We start from the raw sequence: 16,115 nt of genomic DNA, 5'->3' as shown, positions 1-16,115 counted from the left end.
GCGGCAACCTTAGTGTGCAAAGTGATCCCATCCCCCGGTGTCCGCGGCCCGGCCCGCTATCAGGACGCCCGGGCCTTCGTCGGTTCCGAGTGCATGTACCGAGCCTATCGCAGTGAATCCGGGTGGCAGCTGAATGCCGGCCGGAAAAGTGGCCAGCAGGCCGTGGTCCTCGCCCCCGCCCAGCACCCATTGTGCCGGGTCCGCGTCAAGGAGGGTGGCGGCCGGGCGCAGGAGTTCGGCAAGGTGCCCCAGCGGGGCGGGATCGAGGGAGACGGAAACGTTGCTGGCAGCCGCCAGCCGCCTTCCGTCCCGCAGGAGTCCGTCCGAAATATCAAGCATGGCCGTGGCCCCCGCCAGCCTCGCCGCCGGCCCTGCATCCAGGGGTGGCCGGGGCCGGGATTGCAGGTCGAGGAAGATCCGTTCGGCGGGGCCAAGGCTGTCCGCGGCGATGCCTGATTCAAGCAGGGCCAGGCCGGCCGCGGCATGCCCGACGGTTCCGGCCAGGGCCAGGATGTCTCCCGGCCGGGCTCCGGAACGCAAGACAGCGCGGCCGCCGTCGAGCGTTCCCAGGACGGCGACCGTCACGGAAATTTCGCGGCCCCGGCCCAGGTCACCGCCGGCGACGGAACATCCGGTGGCTCCAAGTGCCTGGATTCCTGCTGTCAGCCCGTCCGCCAGGTCTTCCACCCAGGTGACCGGCGTGTCCACCGGCAGCGTGAGGCTGACCACCATCGACGTGGCCGTGGCACCCATCGCGTTGATATCGCTGAGGTTCTGTGCCGCGGCTTTCCACCCGACGTCGAACCCGGTGGTGCGGTAGCCGTTGGGCCAGAGCAGGCGGAAATCCTGGTCCTGGACCTGGGTGTCTATGCTGATCACGGCCCTGCCGTCCGGGGCCGCGATAATGGCGGCATCGTCCCCCGGGCCCAACAGCGTGCTTGCCGTGTGGGATCCCTCCATCCGGAGGCGCGGGAAGATCCGGGCCAGCAGGTCTGCTTCGGAGAGGCCGGCGACGGCGGGCTCGCGGTCAACGCGGTTTCTTAGGTCTTCAGGCACGCCACTACGCTACCGCGACCGGCCGACATCGTGTCCTGGCGGGGGCACGGGCGGCGATAGGCTGGAAGCATGCACCATCCCCAGCTGTCCCTGCCCGCCCGTGCCACCAGGATGGCAGCTTTAGGGGCAGTCGCCGCCCTGTCCCTGGCTGCGTGCTCTCCCGCGGTTGACGTCACCGCCGCCAAGGACGCGGCAAATCCGGCCTGCGCGCCGATGATGGTGGCGCTGCCGGATGCGATCGGCGATTCCCGGCTGCGGAAGACCAACAGCCAGGCAACTGCCGCGTGGGGCGACCCGTCACTGGTCATCCTCCGCTGCGGCGTCAATGTGCCGGGTCCGACGACGGACCGCTGCGTGACCGTCAACGGCGTCGACTGGGTCATCAAGGAAGGCGACCCGGTATGGACGCTGACCACCTACGGCCGGGAACCGGCCACCGAAATCCTGATGGACCCGGACAAGATCAGCTCCGCAACCGTCCTCGCGGACCTGGCCGGCGCCGCCGCGAAGGTCCCGTCGGTGCGGAACTGCGTCGGCCAGGAAGACCTGCAGAACCTGCCCCAGAGCAAATAAGCCTGAAGTTAGGGTGCCGGTTGGGCCCACGCCGGCAGGGTTCCCTGGCCGAAGCGGAGCGAACTCAGGTGCCGGGTGGGCCCACGCCGGCAGGGTTCCCTGGCCGAAGCGGAGCGAGGCTAGGGTGCCGGTGGGGACTAGCGGAGGCCGGTGTTGCGGTTCAGCGCCAAGTGGATGAGTTCATCGATCAGGTCTGCATAGCCCAGTCCCGAGGCCGCCCACATTTGCGGGTACATGCTCTTGGGCGTGAACCCGGGCATGGTGTTGATCTCGTTGATGATCAGCTCACCGTCGGGCGTGTAGAAGAAGTCCACGCGGCTCAAGCCCTCAGCGCCCACGGCATCGAAGGCCAGCGCGGCGAGCTCACGGACCCGTGAGATGGCTTCCGCCGGAATGTCTGCGGGGCAGCTCAGTGCCGCGGCATCGTCCTCGACGTACTTGGCGTTGAAATCGTAGAACTCGTGGGTTCCGCCGGAAACCGAGATCTCCCCCGGCATGGAGGTCCGGGGAGCGTCCGTGCCCCTGCCTTCGAGCACCGCGCACTCAATCTCGCGTCCCACGATTCCGGCTTCGATGACGAGCTTGAGGTCGTGCCGGCGTGCTTCCTCGATGGCGGCGTCGAGCTCATCGATGGAGTCAACCTTGGAAATGCCCATGGACGAGCCCGCGCGTGCGGGCTTGACGAACACGGGGAAGCCCAGGCGGTCCACCTGTTTGCGGACGGATTCCGGGTCATTGCGCCACTGCCTGTCGGTTACCACCACGTAGGGGCCAACGCGGAGCCCGGCAGCTTCGAAGACCACTTTCATGTAGTGCTTGTCCATGCCGACGGCGGATGCCAGGACACCGGCGCCGACGTAGCGGGTATCCGACAATTCCAGGAGCCCCTGAATGGTGCCGTCTTCGCCGAAGGGTCCGTGCAGGAGCGGGAAGACCACGTCCACGGCGCCCAGTTCCTGGGGTACCGCGTTGGGAGAAGCGACAATGAGTTGGTGTTCGCCGCCGATTTCGGCCAGGGTCACGGTCTGGGCGGACGGGGACACTTCCGGCAAGGATGAGGCCGTCAGGGACCATTGCGCGGTATCGGCCGGCGCCAGGACCCATTGCCCGGTCTTGGCGATCCCGATCGGGATGACCTCGTATTTGTCCCTGTTGATGGCGCCGAGCACGCCGGCTGCCGTCACGCAGCTGACGGCGTGCTCGCTGGAACGTCCGCCGAACAGCACGGCGACCCGCGGCTTCCTGTTCGCCGTTTCCGCTGTGGTGGGAGTGTCTTGGGACATGGTCAGTAATCGCCTTCAGGTTTCAATTCCCGGGACAGCAGAACCGGCCCCAGTTGGTCAACGGACAGCTTGCCTGCCAGCACCGCGACGACGGCGGCCGTGATAGGCATGTCGACGCCGAGCTTACCGGCAAGTTCGTGCACGGCCTGGCCGGACTTGATGCCCTCGGCGGTCTGGGTCATTGTGCGGCCCACCTCCTCAAGCGTCAGCCCCTGGCCCAGGAGCCGGCCAGCGGTGTGGTTGCGGGACAGCGCGGACGAGCAGGTCGCCACAAGGTCGCCGAGCCCGGCGAGGCCGGCCATGGTCTTTGCTTCGCCGCCGAGTGCCAGGGCAAGGCGGGAGGTTTCCGCCAAGCCCCGGGTAATGACCGAGGCCTTGGTGTTGTCCCCCATTTCCTTGCCCTCGCAGATGCCCACGGCCAGGGCGATCACGTTCTTGACGATGCCGCCGATTTCCACGCCGACGACGTCCGAGGTGGTGTAGGGGCGGAAGTAGGGTGCCGTGCAAGTCCTGGCGAGCCACCCGGCGGTGGCGGAATCCGTGCAGGCCACCACCGATGCCGTGGGTTCTTCGCGCGCGATTTCCATGGCCAGGTTGGGCCCGGAGACCACGGCGATGCGTTCGGACGGCAGGTCAAGTTCCTGCTTGATGACCTCGCTCATGCGGGCATCCGTGCCGAGTTCGAGGCCCTTCATGAGGGACACGACGACGGCACCTGGTTCGATCATGTCCTTCCACTCCCGCAGCTGCGGACGGAGGGACTGTGCAGGGACGGCCACCACCACCAGGTCGGCCCCGACCAGCACCTGCCGGACGTCGGTGGACGCGGTGATGGTTTCCGGCAGGACGATGTCCTTGAGGTAGGCGCTGTTGCGGTGGGCCTGGTTGATCTGGTCCACCACCTCGGGGCGCCTGCCCCACACCTTGATCACCCGCGGGGTCCCGGCGGCGATGGCTGCGTCGGCGAGGATCTTCGCGAAGGTGGTTCCCCACGAACCGGCGCCGAGGACAGCGACCGTTCGGGCCGATCCCGGCTTGCGGTCAAGAGTCACTGGGCTTCAGCTTCCGGGCCGGACTGCTGTCCGCGTTCGATGAATCGTCCGTGCTTGGCCTGTTGCTGCTTGGCCGGATCCCAGCGTTGGGCAGGCGGCTGTTCACCGCGAAGGCCAGCCAGCAGGCCGGTGATCGCGGCCATGATGACCTCGGTGGCTTCGGTCAGTGTCGCCTTGTCCAGGGGGCGGCCGCTGAAGGCGCTGAGGTCCACCGGGTCCCCCACCACAACCCGCGAGAGCTTCCGCGGAAACAGGTGGAACCTTTTGCCGTACCGGGGGAACACCTCGTGGGCACCCCAGTGGGCGATGGGCACCACGGGGATTCCGCCCTCAAGGGCGAGCCTGGCCGCACCGGTGTGGCCTTTCATGGGCCAGAGCGCAGGATCCCGGGTCAACGTGCCCTCCGGGTAGATGATGATCGCTCCGCCCTCGGCCACGATCTCCTGGGCCACCTGCAGCGAACGGTTCGCTCCCGTCGTCGAACGCTCAACGGGGACCTGCTTGGTGGCATGCAGGAGCCAGCCCAGGCCGGGAACGTTGAACAGGCCGGCCTTGGCCAGGAAGTGCGGGGCACGCCCCTGGTTGTAGAGCATGTGTCCCACAACCAGGGGGTCGATCTCGGTGCAGTGGTTGGGTGCGGCAATGAAGCCGCCGGCAGGCAGCTTCTCGGTGCCTTCCCATTTCTTCGCCATCATGAGGTTCAGCAGCGGGCGGGCGATCCCGGCGATGAACACAAACGTGGCCCTGCTTTTGGCCGATTCCTTCACGGTCCGCCGCTACTTCGTGGTGGCGATGTCGAAGTCGGCACCAAGGCCGGCGAGCTTTTCGGTGAAGCGCTCGTAGCCGCGGTTGATGATGTCGATGCCCGTTACCCGGGAGGTTCCGGTGGCGGCCAGGGCGGCAATAAGGTGGCTGAACCCGCCGCGCAGGTCGGGCACGTCAATGTCGGTTCCCTTGAGCTGGGTGGGGCCGGAGATGACTGCCGAGTGAAGGAAGTTGCGCTGGCCAAACCGGCACGGGACGCTGCCGAGGCACTCACGGTGGACCTGGATGCTGGCGCCCATCCGGATGAGGGCATCGGTGAAGCCGAACCGGTTCTCGTACACCGTTTCGTGGACGATCGAGACGCCCTCGGCCTGGGTCAACGCAACCACCAGGGGCTGCTGCCAGTCCGTCATGAATCCGGGGTGCACGTCCGTTTCCAGGACCAGCGGGTTGAGCTTGCCGCCCTTGTGGTAGAAGCGGATGCCGTCCTCGCCGATGTCCATGCCGCCGCCCACTTTGCGGTAGGTGTTCAGGAACGTCATCATGTCGCGCTGGGAGGCGCCTTCAACGAAGATGTCACCGCGGGTGACCAAGGCAGCCGAGGCCCAGGACGCCGACTCGTTGCGGTCCGAGAGGGCACGGTGGTTGTAGCCGCCGAGATCGCGGACACCCTCGATGCGGATGGTCCGGTCCGTCTGGACGCTGATGATGGCGCCCATCTTCTGCAGCACGGCGATCAGGTCGATGACCTCGGGCTCGGTGGCCGCACCGGACAGTTCCGTGATGCCTTCCGCCCGGGTGGCGCTGAGGAGGACCTGCTCGGTGGCCCCGACAGAGGGATACGGCAACGAGATCTTGGCCCCGTGCAGTCCCTTGGGGGCCGAAATGTGGATTCCGCCCGGGCGTTTCTCGACGACGGCACCAAACTGGCGCAGCACGTCCAAGTGGTAGTCGATGGGACGGTCGCCGATCTTGCAGCCGCCCAGATCGGGGATGAATGCTTCCCCGATCGCGTGGATCAAGGGCCCGCACAGCAGGATGGGGATCCGGGAATCGCCCGCGTGGGCGTCGATGGCCGTGCTGGAGGCCGTCTTGGCGGACGTCGGATCGAGCGTGAGGTCTCCGCTGACCGGGTCTTTATCCACGGTCACGCCATGCAGCTGCAGCAGGGAAGTGACGACCTCTACGTCCTTGATCTCCGGCACGTTCCGCAGCACCGAGGGTTCGTTGCCCAGCAGTGCTGCCACCATGGCCTTCGGTACAAGATTCTTTGCCCCGCGGACGCTGACGCGGCCTGTAAGCGGAACTCCACCGCGGATTGTCAGAACACTACTCATATACCGGTTTCCTCACGATCACTAGCCCACAAATCCTTGCAAAGGCTCCAACCAAGCATAGGAGGTCGCGTTACCGAACCGAAATAAGCGGGCGCCGGCGGCAGTCCGTGGCGGACTCCAAACAACTCCGGCCCCTTCTCCACGCAGGCGGGGAAGGGGCCGGAGGGAAAGCTTGCCTAGGACAGCTTGGCGGGCAGCGTCTTGGGCTTGAACGCCGGGCGGGTGGCCTCGTAGGCAGTGATGTCGGCTTCGTGCTGGAGGGTCAGCCCAATGTCATCCAGGCCCTCCAGGAGCCGCCAGCGGGTGTAGTCGTCGATTTCGAAGGGTGCCACGATGTTGCCGCACACCACGGTCTTGGACTCGAGGTCCACGGTGACCTCGGTTCCCGGGGCGTTCTCGAGCTCTTTCCAGATGAGTTCGATGTCGTCCTGCGCCACCTGGGCCGCCAGCAGGCCCTGCTTGCCTGAATTGCCGCGGAAGATGTCGGCGAAGCGGGAAGAGAGCACGGCTTTGAAGCCGTAGTCCTTCAGCGCCCAGACGGCGTGTTCGCGGGACGACCCGGTGCCGAAGTCCGGGCCTGCCACGAGCACCGAACCGGTGGTGAAGGGCTCCTTGTTGAGGATGAATGAGGGATCCTTGCGCCAGGCCGAGAAGAGGGCATCCTCGAACCCGGTCCGGGTGATGCGCTTGAGGTACACCGCCGGGATGATCTGGTCGGTGTCGACGTTGCTCTGGCGCAGCGGGACGCCGACGCCGGTGTGCTTGGTGAACTTTTCCATGATGTGTCCTAGGCTGCGTGGCTTGCGGATGGGGTTTCGGCAGGCTCCGCCACCGGCTCGGGGGCAGGATCGAGGTCAGACGGCGAGCTGAGCGTGCCGCGGACGGCCGTGGCTGCGGCCACCACCGGGGAAACCAGGTGGGTGCGGCCGCCCTTGCCCTGGCGTCCTTCGAAGTTGCGGTTGGACGTGGAGGCGCAACGCTCCCCCACCTCCAGCTGGTCCGGGTTCATGCCCAGGCACATGGAGCAGCCTGCGAAGCGCCACTCGGCGCCGAAGTCCTTGAACACCTTGTCCAGGCCTTCGGCTTCGGCTTCAAGACGTACCCGTGCGGAACCCGGCACCACGAGCATCCGGATGTTGGGGTCTTTCTCGCGGCCGCGGATGATGTCGGCGGCGGCACGGAGGTCTTCCATCCGCGAGTTGGTGCAGGAGCCCAGGAAGACGGTGTCCACCCGGATCTCCTTCATCGGCGTGCCGGCTTCGAGTCCCATGTACTGCAGGGCGCGTTCGGCGGCGGCTTTGGCGTTCTCGTCGCCGAAGTCCGCCGGGTTGGGCACGGACTGGGAGAGGGAGACGCCCTGGCCGGGGTTGGTGCCCCAGGTGACGAAGGGCTCCAGCGTGTCCGCGTCCAGGTCCACCTCGACGTCGAAGGTGGCGTCGTCGTCGGTGCGCAGGGTGTTCCAGTATTCGACGGCGGCGTCCCACTCGGCGCCCTGGGGCGCGTGCGGGCGGCCGGACATGTAGTCGTAGGTGGTTTGGTCCGGGGCCACCATGCCGGCCCGCGCGCCGGCTTCGATGGACATGTTGCAGATGGTCATCCGTGCTTCCATGGAGAGCGCACGGATGGCGGAGCCGCGGTATTCCAGGACGTAGCCCTGGCCGCCGCCGGTGCCGATCTTGGCGATCACGGCGAGGATGATGTCCTTGGCGGTGACGCCGGGGCGCAGCGTGCCCTCAACGTTGATGGCCATGGTCTTGAACGGCTTCAGCGACAGGGTCTGGGTGGCCATGACATGCTCCACCTCGGAGGTGCCGATGCCCATGGCGAGGGCGCCGAAGGCCCCGTGGGTGGAGGTGTGCGAGTCACCGCAGACCACCGTCATTCCGGGCTGGGTCAGGCCAAGCTGGGGACCGACCACGTGGACGATGCCCTGCTCGGCGTCACCCAGGCTGTGCAGGCGTACGCCGAACTCCGCGCAGTTGTTGCGCAGCGTCTGGATCTGGGTGCGGCTGGTGAGATCGGCAATAGGCTTGTCGATGTCCAGCGTGGGGGTGTTGTGGTCTTCAGTGGCAATCGTCAGGTCCGGCCGGCGCAGCGCGCGGCCGGCAAGGCGCAGGCCTTCGAAGGCCTGCGGGGACGTGACTTCGTGGACCAGGTGGAGATCGATAAAGAGGAGGTCGGGCTGGGCGTTGGCTCCTTCGCCTTCGCCTTTGCGCACCACGTGCGCGTCCCAGACTTTCTCGGCCAATGTCTTTGCCATGGCCATCTCCCTTCACTGCTGTTTGGCTGATGAGTCCAACTGAATCAGGACGGCTCCGCACTGCGCCAGCCGAAAGATTTGCATCTCAGATATTGAGACGGCAATATCATTACATGGACAATTCTAGTGGAGTCGGCGTCATTGATAAAGCAGCCCAGGTGCTCGATGCACTCGAGGCCGGCCCCACCACGCTGGCACAGCTCGTGGCCGCCACCGGCCTGGCCCGGCCCACCGTCCACCGGCTCGCCCTGGCCCTCGTCCATCACCGGCTGGTCAGCCGCGATATCCAGGGCCGGTTCGTCCTGGGCAGCAGGCTCGTGGAGCTCGCCTCTGCCGCGGGCGAGGACCGCCTGATCGCCTCCGCCGGCCCCGTCCTCATGCAACTGCGGGACGCCACCGGGGAAAGTGCCCAGATCTTCCGCCGGCAGGGCGACTGGCGTGTGTGCGTTGCGTCCGCCGAACGCCCCATCGGACTCCGCGACACCATCCCCGTGGGCACGCAGCTGTCCATGAAAGCAGGCTCGGCCGCCCAGGTGCTTCTCGCGTGGGAGGACCACGACCGGCTCCTCGAGGGCCTGCAGTCAGCGCGCTTCACGCCCACCGTCCTGGCAGGCGTACGACGACGGGGCTGGGGACAGAGCCTTGGGGAGCGTGAGCCCGGGGTCGCCTCCGTCTCCGCGCCGGTGCGGGGACCGTCCGGCAGGGTGATCGCCGCCGTCTCCATTTCCGGGCCGATCGAGCGGCTGACCCGCCAGCCCGGGCGCCTGCACGCAGAGGTGGTCTGCAACGCCGGCCGGATCCTCACCGAAGCCCTGCGCAAGACCAACGATTAAGGGGATCCGTCCCGTTTTCCGCTCCGGCGGACCACGCAGCCACCAGGCTCTGCCCGCGGCTACTAGGCTGTGCCCATGGGCAGCTACGCAGTCTTCCTCCGTGGAGTCAATGTTGGCGGAATCAATATCAAGATGGCGGACCTCCGGAATGCGCTGAACGACTCGGGCTTTGCGGATGCCAAGACCCTCCTGGCCAGCGGAAACGTGGTGTTGACCAGCAGTTTGGACGCAGCCGGCGTCAAACGCGGTACCGAAAAATGCCTCCGCGCAGCGTTCGGCTATGAGGCCTGGGTGGTCGTTGTGGAGGCCGGACGGGTGGCCGAACTGGTGGACGCCTGCCCCTATCCGGAAGATGACAAGTCCACCCACACCTACATCACCTTCTCGTCCGACGCCGCGGTCCTGGACGAACTGGAAGCGGCCGGCGCGGCCATTGACGGGCAAAACCAGAGGCGCCTGGGACCTGAAGCGCTGGCATGGCTGGCCCCGGTGGGCGGCACCCTGGACAGCCCCTTCAGCAAGGTCAGTTCGAAGTCCAGGTTCAAGGCCGCCACCACCACCCGCAACCTCCGCACGCTGATCAAGGTCCGGGACGCGGCGGCCGCCCTGGCGCAGGCTGCCTAAGCGGCTTCCGCCTGCTCCATCACTTAGCCCGGCAGCAGCGCCTCCCCGCAGGAGGGACCGCTCCCCTGCGCCAGGCATGGTGTTGCGTCCGCGGAAAGGACTTTTCGGGGGGACTGCCGGGCAAACAAAAATGGTCCCGGGCTAGAGCCCGGGACCATTCCATGGTGACCCCAGCGGGATTCGAACCCGCGTTACCGCCGTGAGAGGGCAGCGTACTAGGCCGCTATACGATGGGGCCAAGTACTTTCCGGCAGCGTTTCCGCTGCACAAGCTCAGTGAGTATTTCACACACTTTGCCATGGTTTCAAATCGGCGAACCGGCTGGAAACCTACTGATTCTTGGCCCCGCAAAGGGCTTCAAACCAGAGCTGGGATACCAGGACTCGAACCTAGAATGACGGTACCAGAAACCGTAGTGTTGCCAATTACACCATATCCCAATGGTACTTTCGGGCCGGATTTCAGGGCGTTTTCCCTGCTCCGTGCGCCTCAGCACGAGAAATTACTTTACCCGAGACTTCGGGCTCGCACAAATCGGCGGGGCCGGCATTTGGGGCCGGCCGAAAAAGGTATCAGCCAAAACCCTTGCCCGCCGTCCGGCGTTGTGGTTACCCTCGAGTAAGTTACCGATCGGTAACAAGCTCCTGCCCGTCAATTCGGGAACCCATGAGGTCGAAGGGACCGCCCTGCCCACCAAGGTTTCGCCACCGGACATTGCTGTCCGGCGGAAGTTAGGAAGTGTCAGCGTTGACAACCCGTACAGCAACCATTGCATCCGCAACCCGCAAAGCCAGGCCCCAGTCCGTCGCCATCATGGCCCTCTCCCTCCTGCTGGTCTTGTTCCTTGCCTTCTACACCTATCTCACGGGCCAGATCGCCAACGGCTCGGCCCAACTGATGGACGGCGCCGAACAGGCCGCCACAGGTGCCGCGCAGCTCAAGGACGGCTCGGGCCGGTTGGCTGCGGGCGCGGGAGCGGCGAGCAAGGGCGCAGCACAGGTGCAGGACGGCTCGATCAAGGTCAAGGACGGTACCACCCAGCTCAATGCCGGGGCCCTCGCCCTGGAGTCGGGGGCCGGCAAGATCTACTCGGGTGTCCGGGACCAGCTCGCCCCGGGCGTGGAGAAGCTTCATGCCGGCACCACCAAGCTGCAAAATGACGTCCTGAACAAACTCGTCCCCGGCGTGTACCAGGTGGACGACGGTGCCCGGAAGCTCCAGGCCGGCGCCGTAGCACTCTCGGCCGCGCTCACCCCAACCGCAGCCGGCAACGCCCCCAACAACCTTGCCGACGGGGCCGGGCAACTGGCAGCAGGGACCGGCCAGCTGGTGGCGGGGGCCGGCCAACTCGACGCCGGCGCCGGCAGCCTTGCGGCCGGTACTGCTGCGCTGAAGAACGGAACAGCCCAGCTGAAGGGGTACCCCGGGGCCGGCAACGACCCCACCAAGGGCGACGGACTGGCTGCGCTCAGCCAGGGCCTGGACCAGCTTGAGGCCGCCGCCAACGGACCGGAGGGCCTGGTGCCGCTGGCGGTGATCAAGGACCAGATCGCCAAATTGGCCGACGGCGGCCGGCGCGCCTACGCGGGGGCAGGGCAGCTTGACTCGGGGGCGGCAAAGCTGAACGACGGCGCGGGACAGTTGAAAGCGGGCACAGGCACCCTGAACTCCGGGGCGGCCCAGCTGAACGACGGCGCGGGCCGGCTCAAGGCGGGTTTCGCCACCCTGGCGGAGAAGCTCAACTCCACGGATCCCCAAAACCCCGGCGTCGTGCTGGGCACCACCATGCTGGCTGACGGCACCGCAAAAATCAGGACCGGAATGGATGGCGTCCCGGGCAATCCCGACAGCCCCGGCCTGATCTACGCCGCCAACAACCTCCAGGACGGCACCACCAAGCTCAGTGCAGGCGTCAACGGCGACGGCGACCCGGCCAACCCGGGCCTCCTGGCCGGAACCGAGGCTTTGTCCGAGGGAACCTCCACCCTGAGCCAAGGCACCGGCCAGCTGCAGTCGGGCTCCACCCAACTGGCGGACGGTACCGGGAAACTCGCGGACGGCAACGGCCAGCTGGATGACGGTTCCGGCAAGCTCGCCGACGGCGCCGGCAAACTGGCCGACGGCAACGCGAGGATCGCTGCGGGAACGCAGGAGCTGCACAGCAAGGTAGCCGCTGTGTCGCCGTCGTCCTGGCTGGACAGTCCCCTGACGGCACTGCTGCTGATCGCCGTGCTCGTGGGAGCCGCTGTCGGCGGATATTTCCTCCTCCGCCGCACGGCGAGACTGAACGCCGCCTGACAGGCACGCCGGGCCGCCAGTCAAGCATGGTCCGGGCCGGACGTGGGTCGCCCGGCCAGGACCTAAGCGAAGAGCGGGAGCAGATCCGCCAACGAGGTGACCGCGGTTCCATCAAAGTGGGCCGCGGTCTCAGCGTTGCGGTTGAGCCAGATGCCAACCAAGCCGGCCGCCGTCGAGCCTTCCGCATCCAGCAGCCGGTTATCGCCCACGTACAGCGTCTCGGCAGGGATGGTGCCCAGGAGCCTGACGCCTTCCAGATAGATGGCCGGATCCGGCTTGGCCACGCCCAGGGTGTCTGTGCCTACGAGGTGCTTCACGCGGTCAAGGCCGGCGCCGTCCAGCTTGGCGCGCTGGTAATCGTGGACGTTGTTGCTGACGGCCCCGTACGGGATCCCGGCGGCGTCCAAAACGTCAAGGAGCGGCGAAACGTCCGGGAACGGTTTCACGTAGGACGGCTGCTTTTCCACGTACGCTGCCAGCCACCGGTGCGATTCATCGCCGTCGGCCAATTCCACGCCAAAATGGCCCAGGGCAGCGCGTCCGCGGAGCAGGCGCTGTTCATTGAAGGTCAGCTCACCGGCCAGGTAGCGGTCGTAGTAGTGCGTGGTCTCGTGGGTAAAGATCCGCCCGAAACGTTCCCAGCCGGCCTGGTCCAGGTGGGGAAGCAGGTGCTCGCTGACCTCCCGCAGGGCGGTGGTCATCGAATACTCGAGGTCCACCAGGGTGTCGTCAATGTCGAACAGGACGCCCCTGACCACGCCCAACGGAGTGTCCGCAGCGCCCGCCCGGGCTTCGCTTGGCGCTGTCATCAGCCGCGGAAGGCGCGGAGCCTGCGCAGGGAGGATTCCTTGCCCAGGATTACCATCGATTCGAACAGGGGCGGGGAGATCCGCCGGCCGGAAACAGCTGTCCGGACGGGCCCGAACGCGAGCCGCGGTTTGATGCCCAGGTCCTCCACCAAGGCCTGCTTCAGGGCTGCCTGGATGCCCTCCGCTGTCCAGTCCGCCACCGGTTCCAGGGCGGCAAGTGCCGCATCCAGCACCTCGGAAAGGTTCTCGGGAAGGCCCTTGCGGGCGTCATCGGCGATGTCGATGGCGTCGTCCGCCTTGAACAGGAAGGCCAGCATGTCGGGCGCCTCACCCAGCAGCGTGATGCGCTCCTGGATCAACGGTGCGGCCTCGATGAGGATCTCTTCCTCACGGTCGGTCAGGATCTCCCCCACCAGGCCTGCGTCGCGCAGGTAGTGCGCCACCCGGTCGCGGAAGACCTTGGGCTCAAGCATCCGGACGTGCGTGCCGTTGATGGCCTCGGCCTTCTTCAGGTCGAAGCGCGCGGGGTTCCCCAGGACATCGTGGATGTCGAAGTGCTCCACGAGCTGTTCAACCGTGAAGATGTCTTCGTCGGCGCTCAGCGACCAGCCAAGGAGGGACAGGTAGTTCAGCAGCCCCTCAGGGATGAAGCCCCGCTCGCGGTGCAGGAAGAGGCTGGACTCGGGGTCCCGCTTGGAGAGCTTCTTGTTTCCCTGGCCCATGACGTAGGGCAAGTGGCCGAACTCGGGCATGTATTCGGCTACGCCCACCGCGTACAGGGCCCGGTACAGGGCAACCTGGCGCGGAGTGGAGCTGAGCAGGTCCTCACCGCGCAGCACGTGCGTGATGCCCATGAGGGCGTCATCCACGGGGTTGACCAGCGTGTACAGCGGTGCACCGTTGGCACGGACCACTGCGAAGTCGGGCACGGAGCCGGCCTTGAAGGTGATCTCGCCACGGACCAGGTCGGTGAAGGTGATGTCTTCGTCCGGCATGCGCAGGCGGAGTACAGCCTGCCGGCCCTCGGCCCGGTACTGCGCCAGCTGCTCGTCGGTCAGGTGCCGGTCGAAGCCGTCATAGCCAAGCTTGGGGTCCCGGCCGGCGGCGCGGTGGCGCGCCTCGATCTCCTCCGGGGTGGAGAAGGACTCATAAATGAATCCGCCGTCATGCAGCCGCTTGATGACGTCCTGGTAGATGTCGCCGCGCTGGGACTGGCGGTAGGGCTCGTGCGGGCCGCCAACTTCCACGCCCTCGTCCCAGTCGATGCCCAGCCACTTCAGCGCGTCCAGCAGCTGGTGGTAGCTTTCCTCGCTGTCACGCGCGGCGTCCGTGTCCTCGATCCGGAAAACCAGCGTGCCTTTGGTGTGGCGCGCGTAGGCCCAGTTGAACAGGGCCGTCCGGATCAGTCCCACGTGCGGGGTGCCCGTGGGCGACGGGCAGAACCGGACGCGGACGGGCGTCTCGGCGGTGATGGGCGGAATGGAGGCGGCAAGCGACGAAGAAGCGTTAGTCATAGTGGCTTCAACTTTACCCGCCCGGCCGCCCCCAGGCCTTCCGCGCGGCAGCCGGGGTCAGCGGCGGACGATTGGGTTGGACAACCGGCCGATGCCTTCAATTTCCACTTCGAAGCGGTCGCCTTCCTTGACCAGCCCCACACCGGCAGGCGTACCGGTCATGATCACGTCACCCGGCAGCAGGGTGAAAGCCTGGGACACCACGGACACCAGTTCGCGGACGCCGCGGATCATCTGGCTGGTGCTGCCGTCCTGGCGGATTTCCCCGTTGAGCCTGCCCTGGATCTGCAGGTCCTCGGTGTCGAGGTCGGTCTCGATCCACGGGCCCAGTGGCGCGGACGTGTCGAAGCCCTTGGCGCGGGTCCACTGCAGGTCGGTCTTCTGGACATCGCGGGCGGTGAGGTCGTTGCCGCATGTGTAGCCGAAGATGACATCGTCAACGCGGTCCTCGGGAACGTCCTTGCAGATCCGGCCGATCACCACGCACAGTTCGGCTTCGAAGGAGACCTCGTCGGAGAATTCCGGCAGGACCACGGGGTCGTTCGGGCCCACCACTGCGGTGTTGGGCTTCAGGAACAGCAACGGCTGGGCGGGTACCTCGTTGCCAAGCTCATGCGCGTGTTCCACGAAGTTGCGTCCGACGCCGATGACCTTGCTGCGCGGGATGATGGGCGCCAGCAGCCGGACGTCCTCCAGCTTGTGGCGCACGGACGTGCGCTCCACACCGTTGAAGAAGGGGTCGCCGTGGATGACAGTGATTTCCTCACTGCCGCTATCACCTTCCACAACGCCGTACAGGGGATCGGAATCGACAACAAACCTCGCAATACGCATGGTTCCTACCCTACCGTTTCGCCGGCGCCGTCCGGCCTCCGCTTTCGGGACCGCGGAGGTAGGAGAGCTGCGCGGCCACGGACAGCTCGGCCGCGCGCCTGACGGAAGGGTCGACGCCGGCATAGACGGCGTCCGCCACGTCGCCCACGGTAGCGTCCCGGCCCAGCGTGCCCAGCGCCGCGCGGATCTGCGCGAGCCGGTCCTCCCGGTGCGCCCGGTAATCCCTGGCGATCAATGCGAGGGACGGCAGTACCGGGCCGTGGGCGGGAAGGACCGTGGCGGGCCCCAGGGCTTCCAGTCGGTCCAGGCTGGAGAGGTAGTCGCCCAGTGTTCCGTCCGGGTAGTCCAGGACGGTGGTGCCCCTGCCCAGGACGGTGTCACCGGTCAGCACCGATCCGTGCTGTCCGTCGGCCGCCAGGTGGAAGCATACGGAATCAGAGGTGTGCCCGGGGGTTGCCAGCACCGTGATGTCCACTCCAGCGGCGTGGACCACTTCGCCGTTGGCCAGCGGCGCTCCCCCGCCATGGCAGTGGGCCGGGTCCATGGCGCGGACGGGCGCACCCGTCAGTTCATGCAGGCGTGCGGATCCTGCCGTGTGGTCTGAGTGCCGGTGCGTCACCAGGATGATTTCGACGTCGCCTGCCCCGGCCAGCGCTGACAGATGGGTTTCGTCCGGCGGACCGGGATCCACCACGACGGCGGTCGGGTGGCCCGGGGCGCGCAGGACGTAGGAGTTGGTGCCGTCCAGGCTCATGGGGCCGGGGTTGGGGGCCAGGATGAACTGGGTGAGGCCTGAGCTGCGCTGCAGGCCGGGGCCGGGAACTGAAGTCACTGACCCATCCTTGCATCAAGCCCCGTCCTCCCCCACCCTCCCGCG

At 66.8% G+C, this 16,115-nt stretch carries 15 protein-coding genes and 2 tRNA genes; 4 read left to right on the top strand and 13 right to left on the bottom strand.

Annotated features, from left to right (window positions below; all coding sequences use genetic code 11):
- Positions 1-9: 9 nt before the first annotated feature.
- Positions 10-1,056 (bottom strand): thiamine-phosphate kinase, encoded by a 1,047-nt coding sequence (gene thiL / locus QRN53_RS10595; protein WP_285243973.1) that lies wholly within the window; start codon positions 1,054-1,056, stop codon positions 10-12.
- A 69-nt stretch (positions 1,057-1,125) separates the two neighbouring features.
- On the opposite strand from thiL, the gene QRN53_RS10590 reads away from it, so the two are divergent.
- Positions 1,126-1,629, top strand: a complete 504-nt coding sequence (locus tag QRN53_RS10590) for a DUF3515 domain-containing protein (protein WP_285243972.1) — start codon at positions 1,126-1,128, stop codon at positions 1,627-1,629.
- A 137-nt stretch (positions 1,630-1,766) separates the two neighbouring features.
- On the opposite strand, the gene QRN53_RS10585 is transcribed toward QRN53_RS10590, so the two are convergent.
- From QRN53_RS10585 to leuC, 6 genes are all read right to left on the bottom strand, one after another.
- A complete protein-coding gene (locus QRN53_RS10585) occupies positions 1,767-2,912 on the bottom strand; it encodes a D-alanine--D-alanine ligase family protein (RefSeq protein ID WP_285243971.1) in 1,146 nt (381 codons plus the stop codon).
- A gap of 2 nt (positions 2,913-2,914) precedes the next feature.
- Positions 2,915-3,964 carry an NAD(P)H-dependent glycerol-3-phosphate dehydrogenase gene (locus QRN53_RS10580; protein ID WP_285243970.1) on the bottom strand — a complete coding sequence of 350 codons (1,050 nt, stop codon included), beginning with the start codon at positions 3,962-3,964 and terminating at the stop codon, positions 2,915-2,917.
- Positions 3,961-4,731 (bottom strand): lysophospholipid acyltransferase family protein, encoded by a 771-nt coding sequence (locus QRN53_RS10575; protein WP_285243969.1) that lies wholly within the window; start codon positions 4,729-4,731, stop codon positions 3,961-3,963. The genes QRN53_RS10580 and QRN53_RS10575 overlap by 4 nt, the downstream gene beginning before the upstream one ends.
- Before the next feature lie 9 nt (positions 4,732-4,740).
- A complete protein-coding gene (gene murA / locus QRN53_RS10570) occupies positions 4,741-6,066 on the bottom strand; it encodes a UDP-N-acetylglucosamine 1-carboxyvinyltransferase (RefSeq protein ID WP_285243968.1) in 1,326 nt (441 codons plus the stop codon).
- 176 nt (positions 6,067-6,242) lie between these two features.
- Positions 6,243-6,845, bottom strand: a complete 603-nt coding sequence (gene leuD / locus QRN53_RS10565) for a 3-isopropylmalate dehydratase small subunit (RefSeq protein ID WP_285243967.1) — start codon at positions 6,843-6,845, stop codon at positions 6,243-6,245.
- A gap of 8 nt (positions 6,846-6,853) precedes the next feature.
- The gene (leuC, locus tag QRN53_RS10560; RefSeq protein WP_285243966.1) at positions 6,854-8,326 is read right to left on the bottom strand and encodes a 3-isopropylmalate dehydratase large subunit; all 1,473 of its coding nucleotides are present in this window, start codon (positions 8,324-8,326) and stop codon (positions 6,854-6,856) included.
- Positions 8,327-8,439: 113 nt separating this feature from the next.
- Here leuC and QRN53_RS10555 point away from each other — a divergent pair, with 113 nt between their 5' ends.
- Both QRN53_RS10555 and QRN53_RS10550 read left to right on the top strand, forming a co-directional pair.
- Positions 8,440-9,159 (top strand): IclR family transcriptional regulator, encoded by a 720-nt coding sequence (locus QRN53_RS10555; protein WP_285243965.1) that lies wholly within the window; start codon positions 8,440-8,442, stop codon positions 9,157-9,159.
- A gap of 75 nt (positions 9,160-9,234) precedes the next feature.
- Entirely contained in the window at positions 9,235-9,783 is a 549-nt protein-coding gene (locus QRN53_RS10550) for a DUF1697 domain-containing protein (RefSeq protein ID WP_285243964.1), read from the top strand.
- 162 nt (positions 9,784-9,945) lie between these two features.
- On the opposite strand, the gene QRN53_RS10545 is transcribed toward QRN53_RS10550, so the two are convergent.
- Together QRN53_RS10545 and QRN53_RS10540 are read right to left on the bottom strand one after the other, a co-directional pair.
- Positions 9,946-10,021: transfer RNA gene (locus QRN53_RS10545), tRNA-Glu, on the bottom strand.
- Positions 10,022-10,151: 130 nt separating this feature from the next.
- Positions 10,152-10,223 (bottom strand) — tRNA-Gln (locus tag QRN53_RS10540).
- 307 nt (positions 10,224-10,530) lie between these two features.
- Here QRN53_RS10540 and QRN53_RS10535 point away from each other — a divergent pair.
- Positions 10,531-12,081, top strand: a complete 1,551-nt coding sequence (locus tag QRN53_RS10535; protein WP_285243963.1) for a hypothetical protein — start codon at positions 10,531-10,533, stop codon at positions 12,079-12,081.
- A 62-nt stretch (positions 12,082-12,143) separates the two neighbouring features.
- Here QRN53_RS10535 and QRN53_RS10530 read toward each other — a convergent pair whose 3' ends face one another.
- The 4 genes from QRN53_RS10530 to QRN53_RS10515 are packed head-to-tail and all read right to left on the bottom strand — an operon-like array spanning position 12,144 to position 16,070.
- Complete coding sequence (locus QRN53_RS10530) at positions 12,144-12,890, bottom strand: HAD family hydrolase (RefSeq protein ID WP_285243962.1); 747 nt, start codon at positions 12,888-12,890, stop codon at positions 12,144-12,146.
- Entirely contained in the window at positions 12,890-14,404 is a 1,515-nt protein-coding gene (gene gltX / locus QRN53_RS10525; RefSeq protein ID WP_285243961.1) for a glutamate--tRNA ligase, read from the bottom strand. Before gltX ends, QRN53_RS10530 begins: the two co-directional genes overlap by 1 nt.
- A 57-nt stretch (positions 14,405-14,461) precedes the next feature.
- The gene (locus QRN53_RS10520; protein WP_285243960.1) at positions 14,462-15,238 is read right to left on the bottom strand and encodes a fumarylacetoacetate hydrolase family protein; all 777 of its coding nucleotides are present in this window, start codon (positions 15,236-15,238) and stop codon (positions 14,462-14,464) included.
- Between the two features lie 10 nt (positions 15,239-15,248).
- Positions 15,249-16,070, bottom strand: coding sequence for an MBL fold metallo-hydrolase (locus QRN53_RS10515; protein WP_285243959.1), 822 nt, complete (start codon positions 16,068-16,070; stop codon positions 15,249-15,251).
- Between the last annotated feature and the right edge of the window lie 45 nt (positions 16,071-16,115).

The organism is Pseudarthrobacter sp. fls2-241-R2A-127, from assembly GCF_030209355.1.
Taxonomy (GTDB): domain Bacteria; phylum Actinomycetota; class Actinomycetes; order Actinomycetales; family Micrococcaceae; genus Arthrobacter.
Note: the sequence above shows the minus strand (reverse complement) of the source record. Positions and strands in the feature narration are given on the sequence as shown.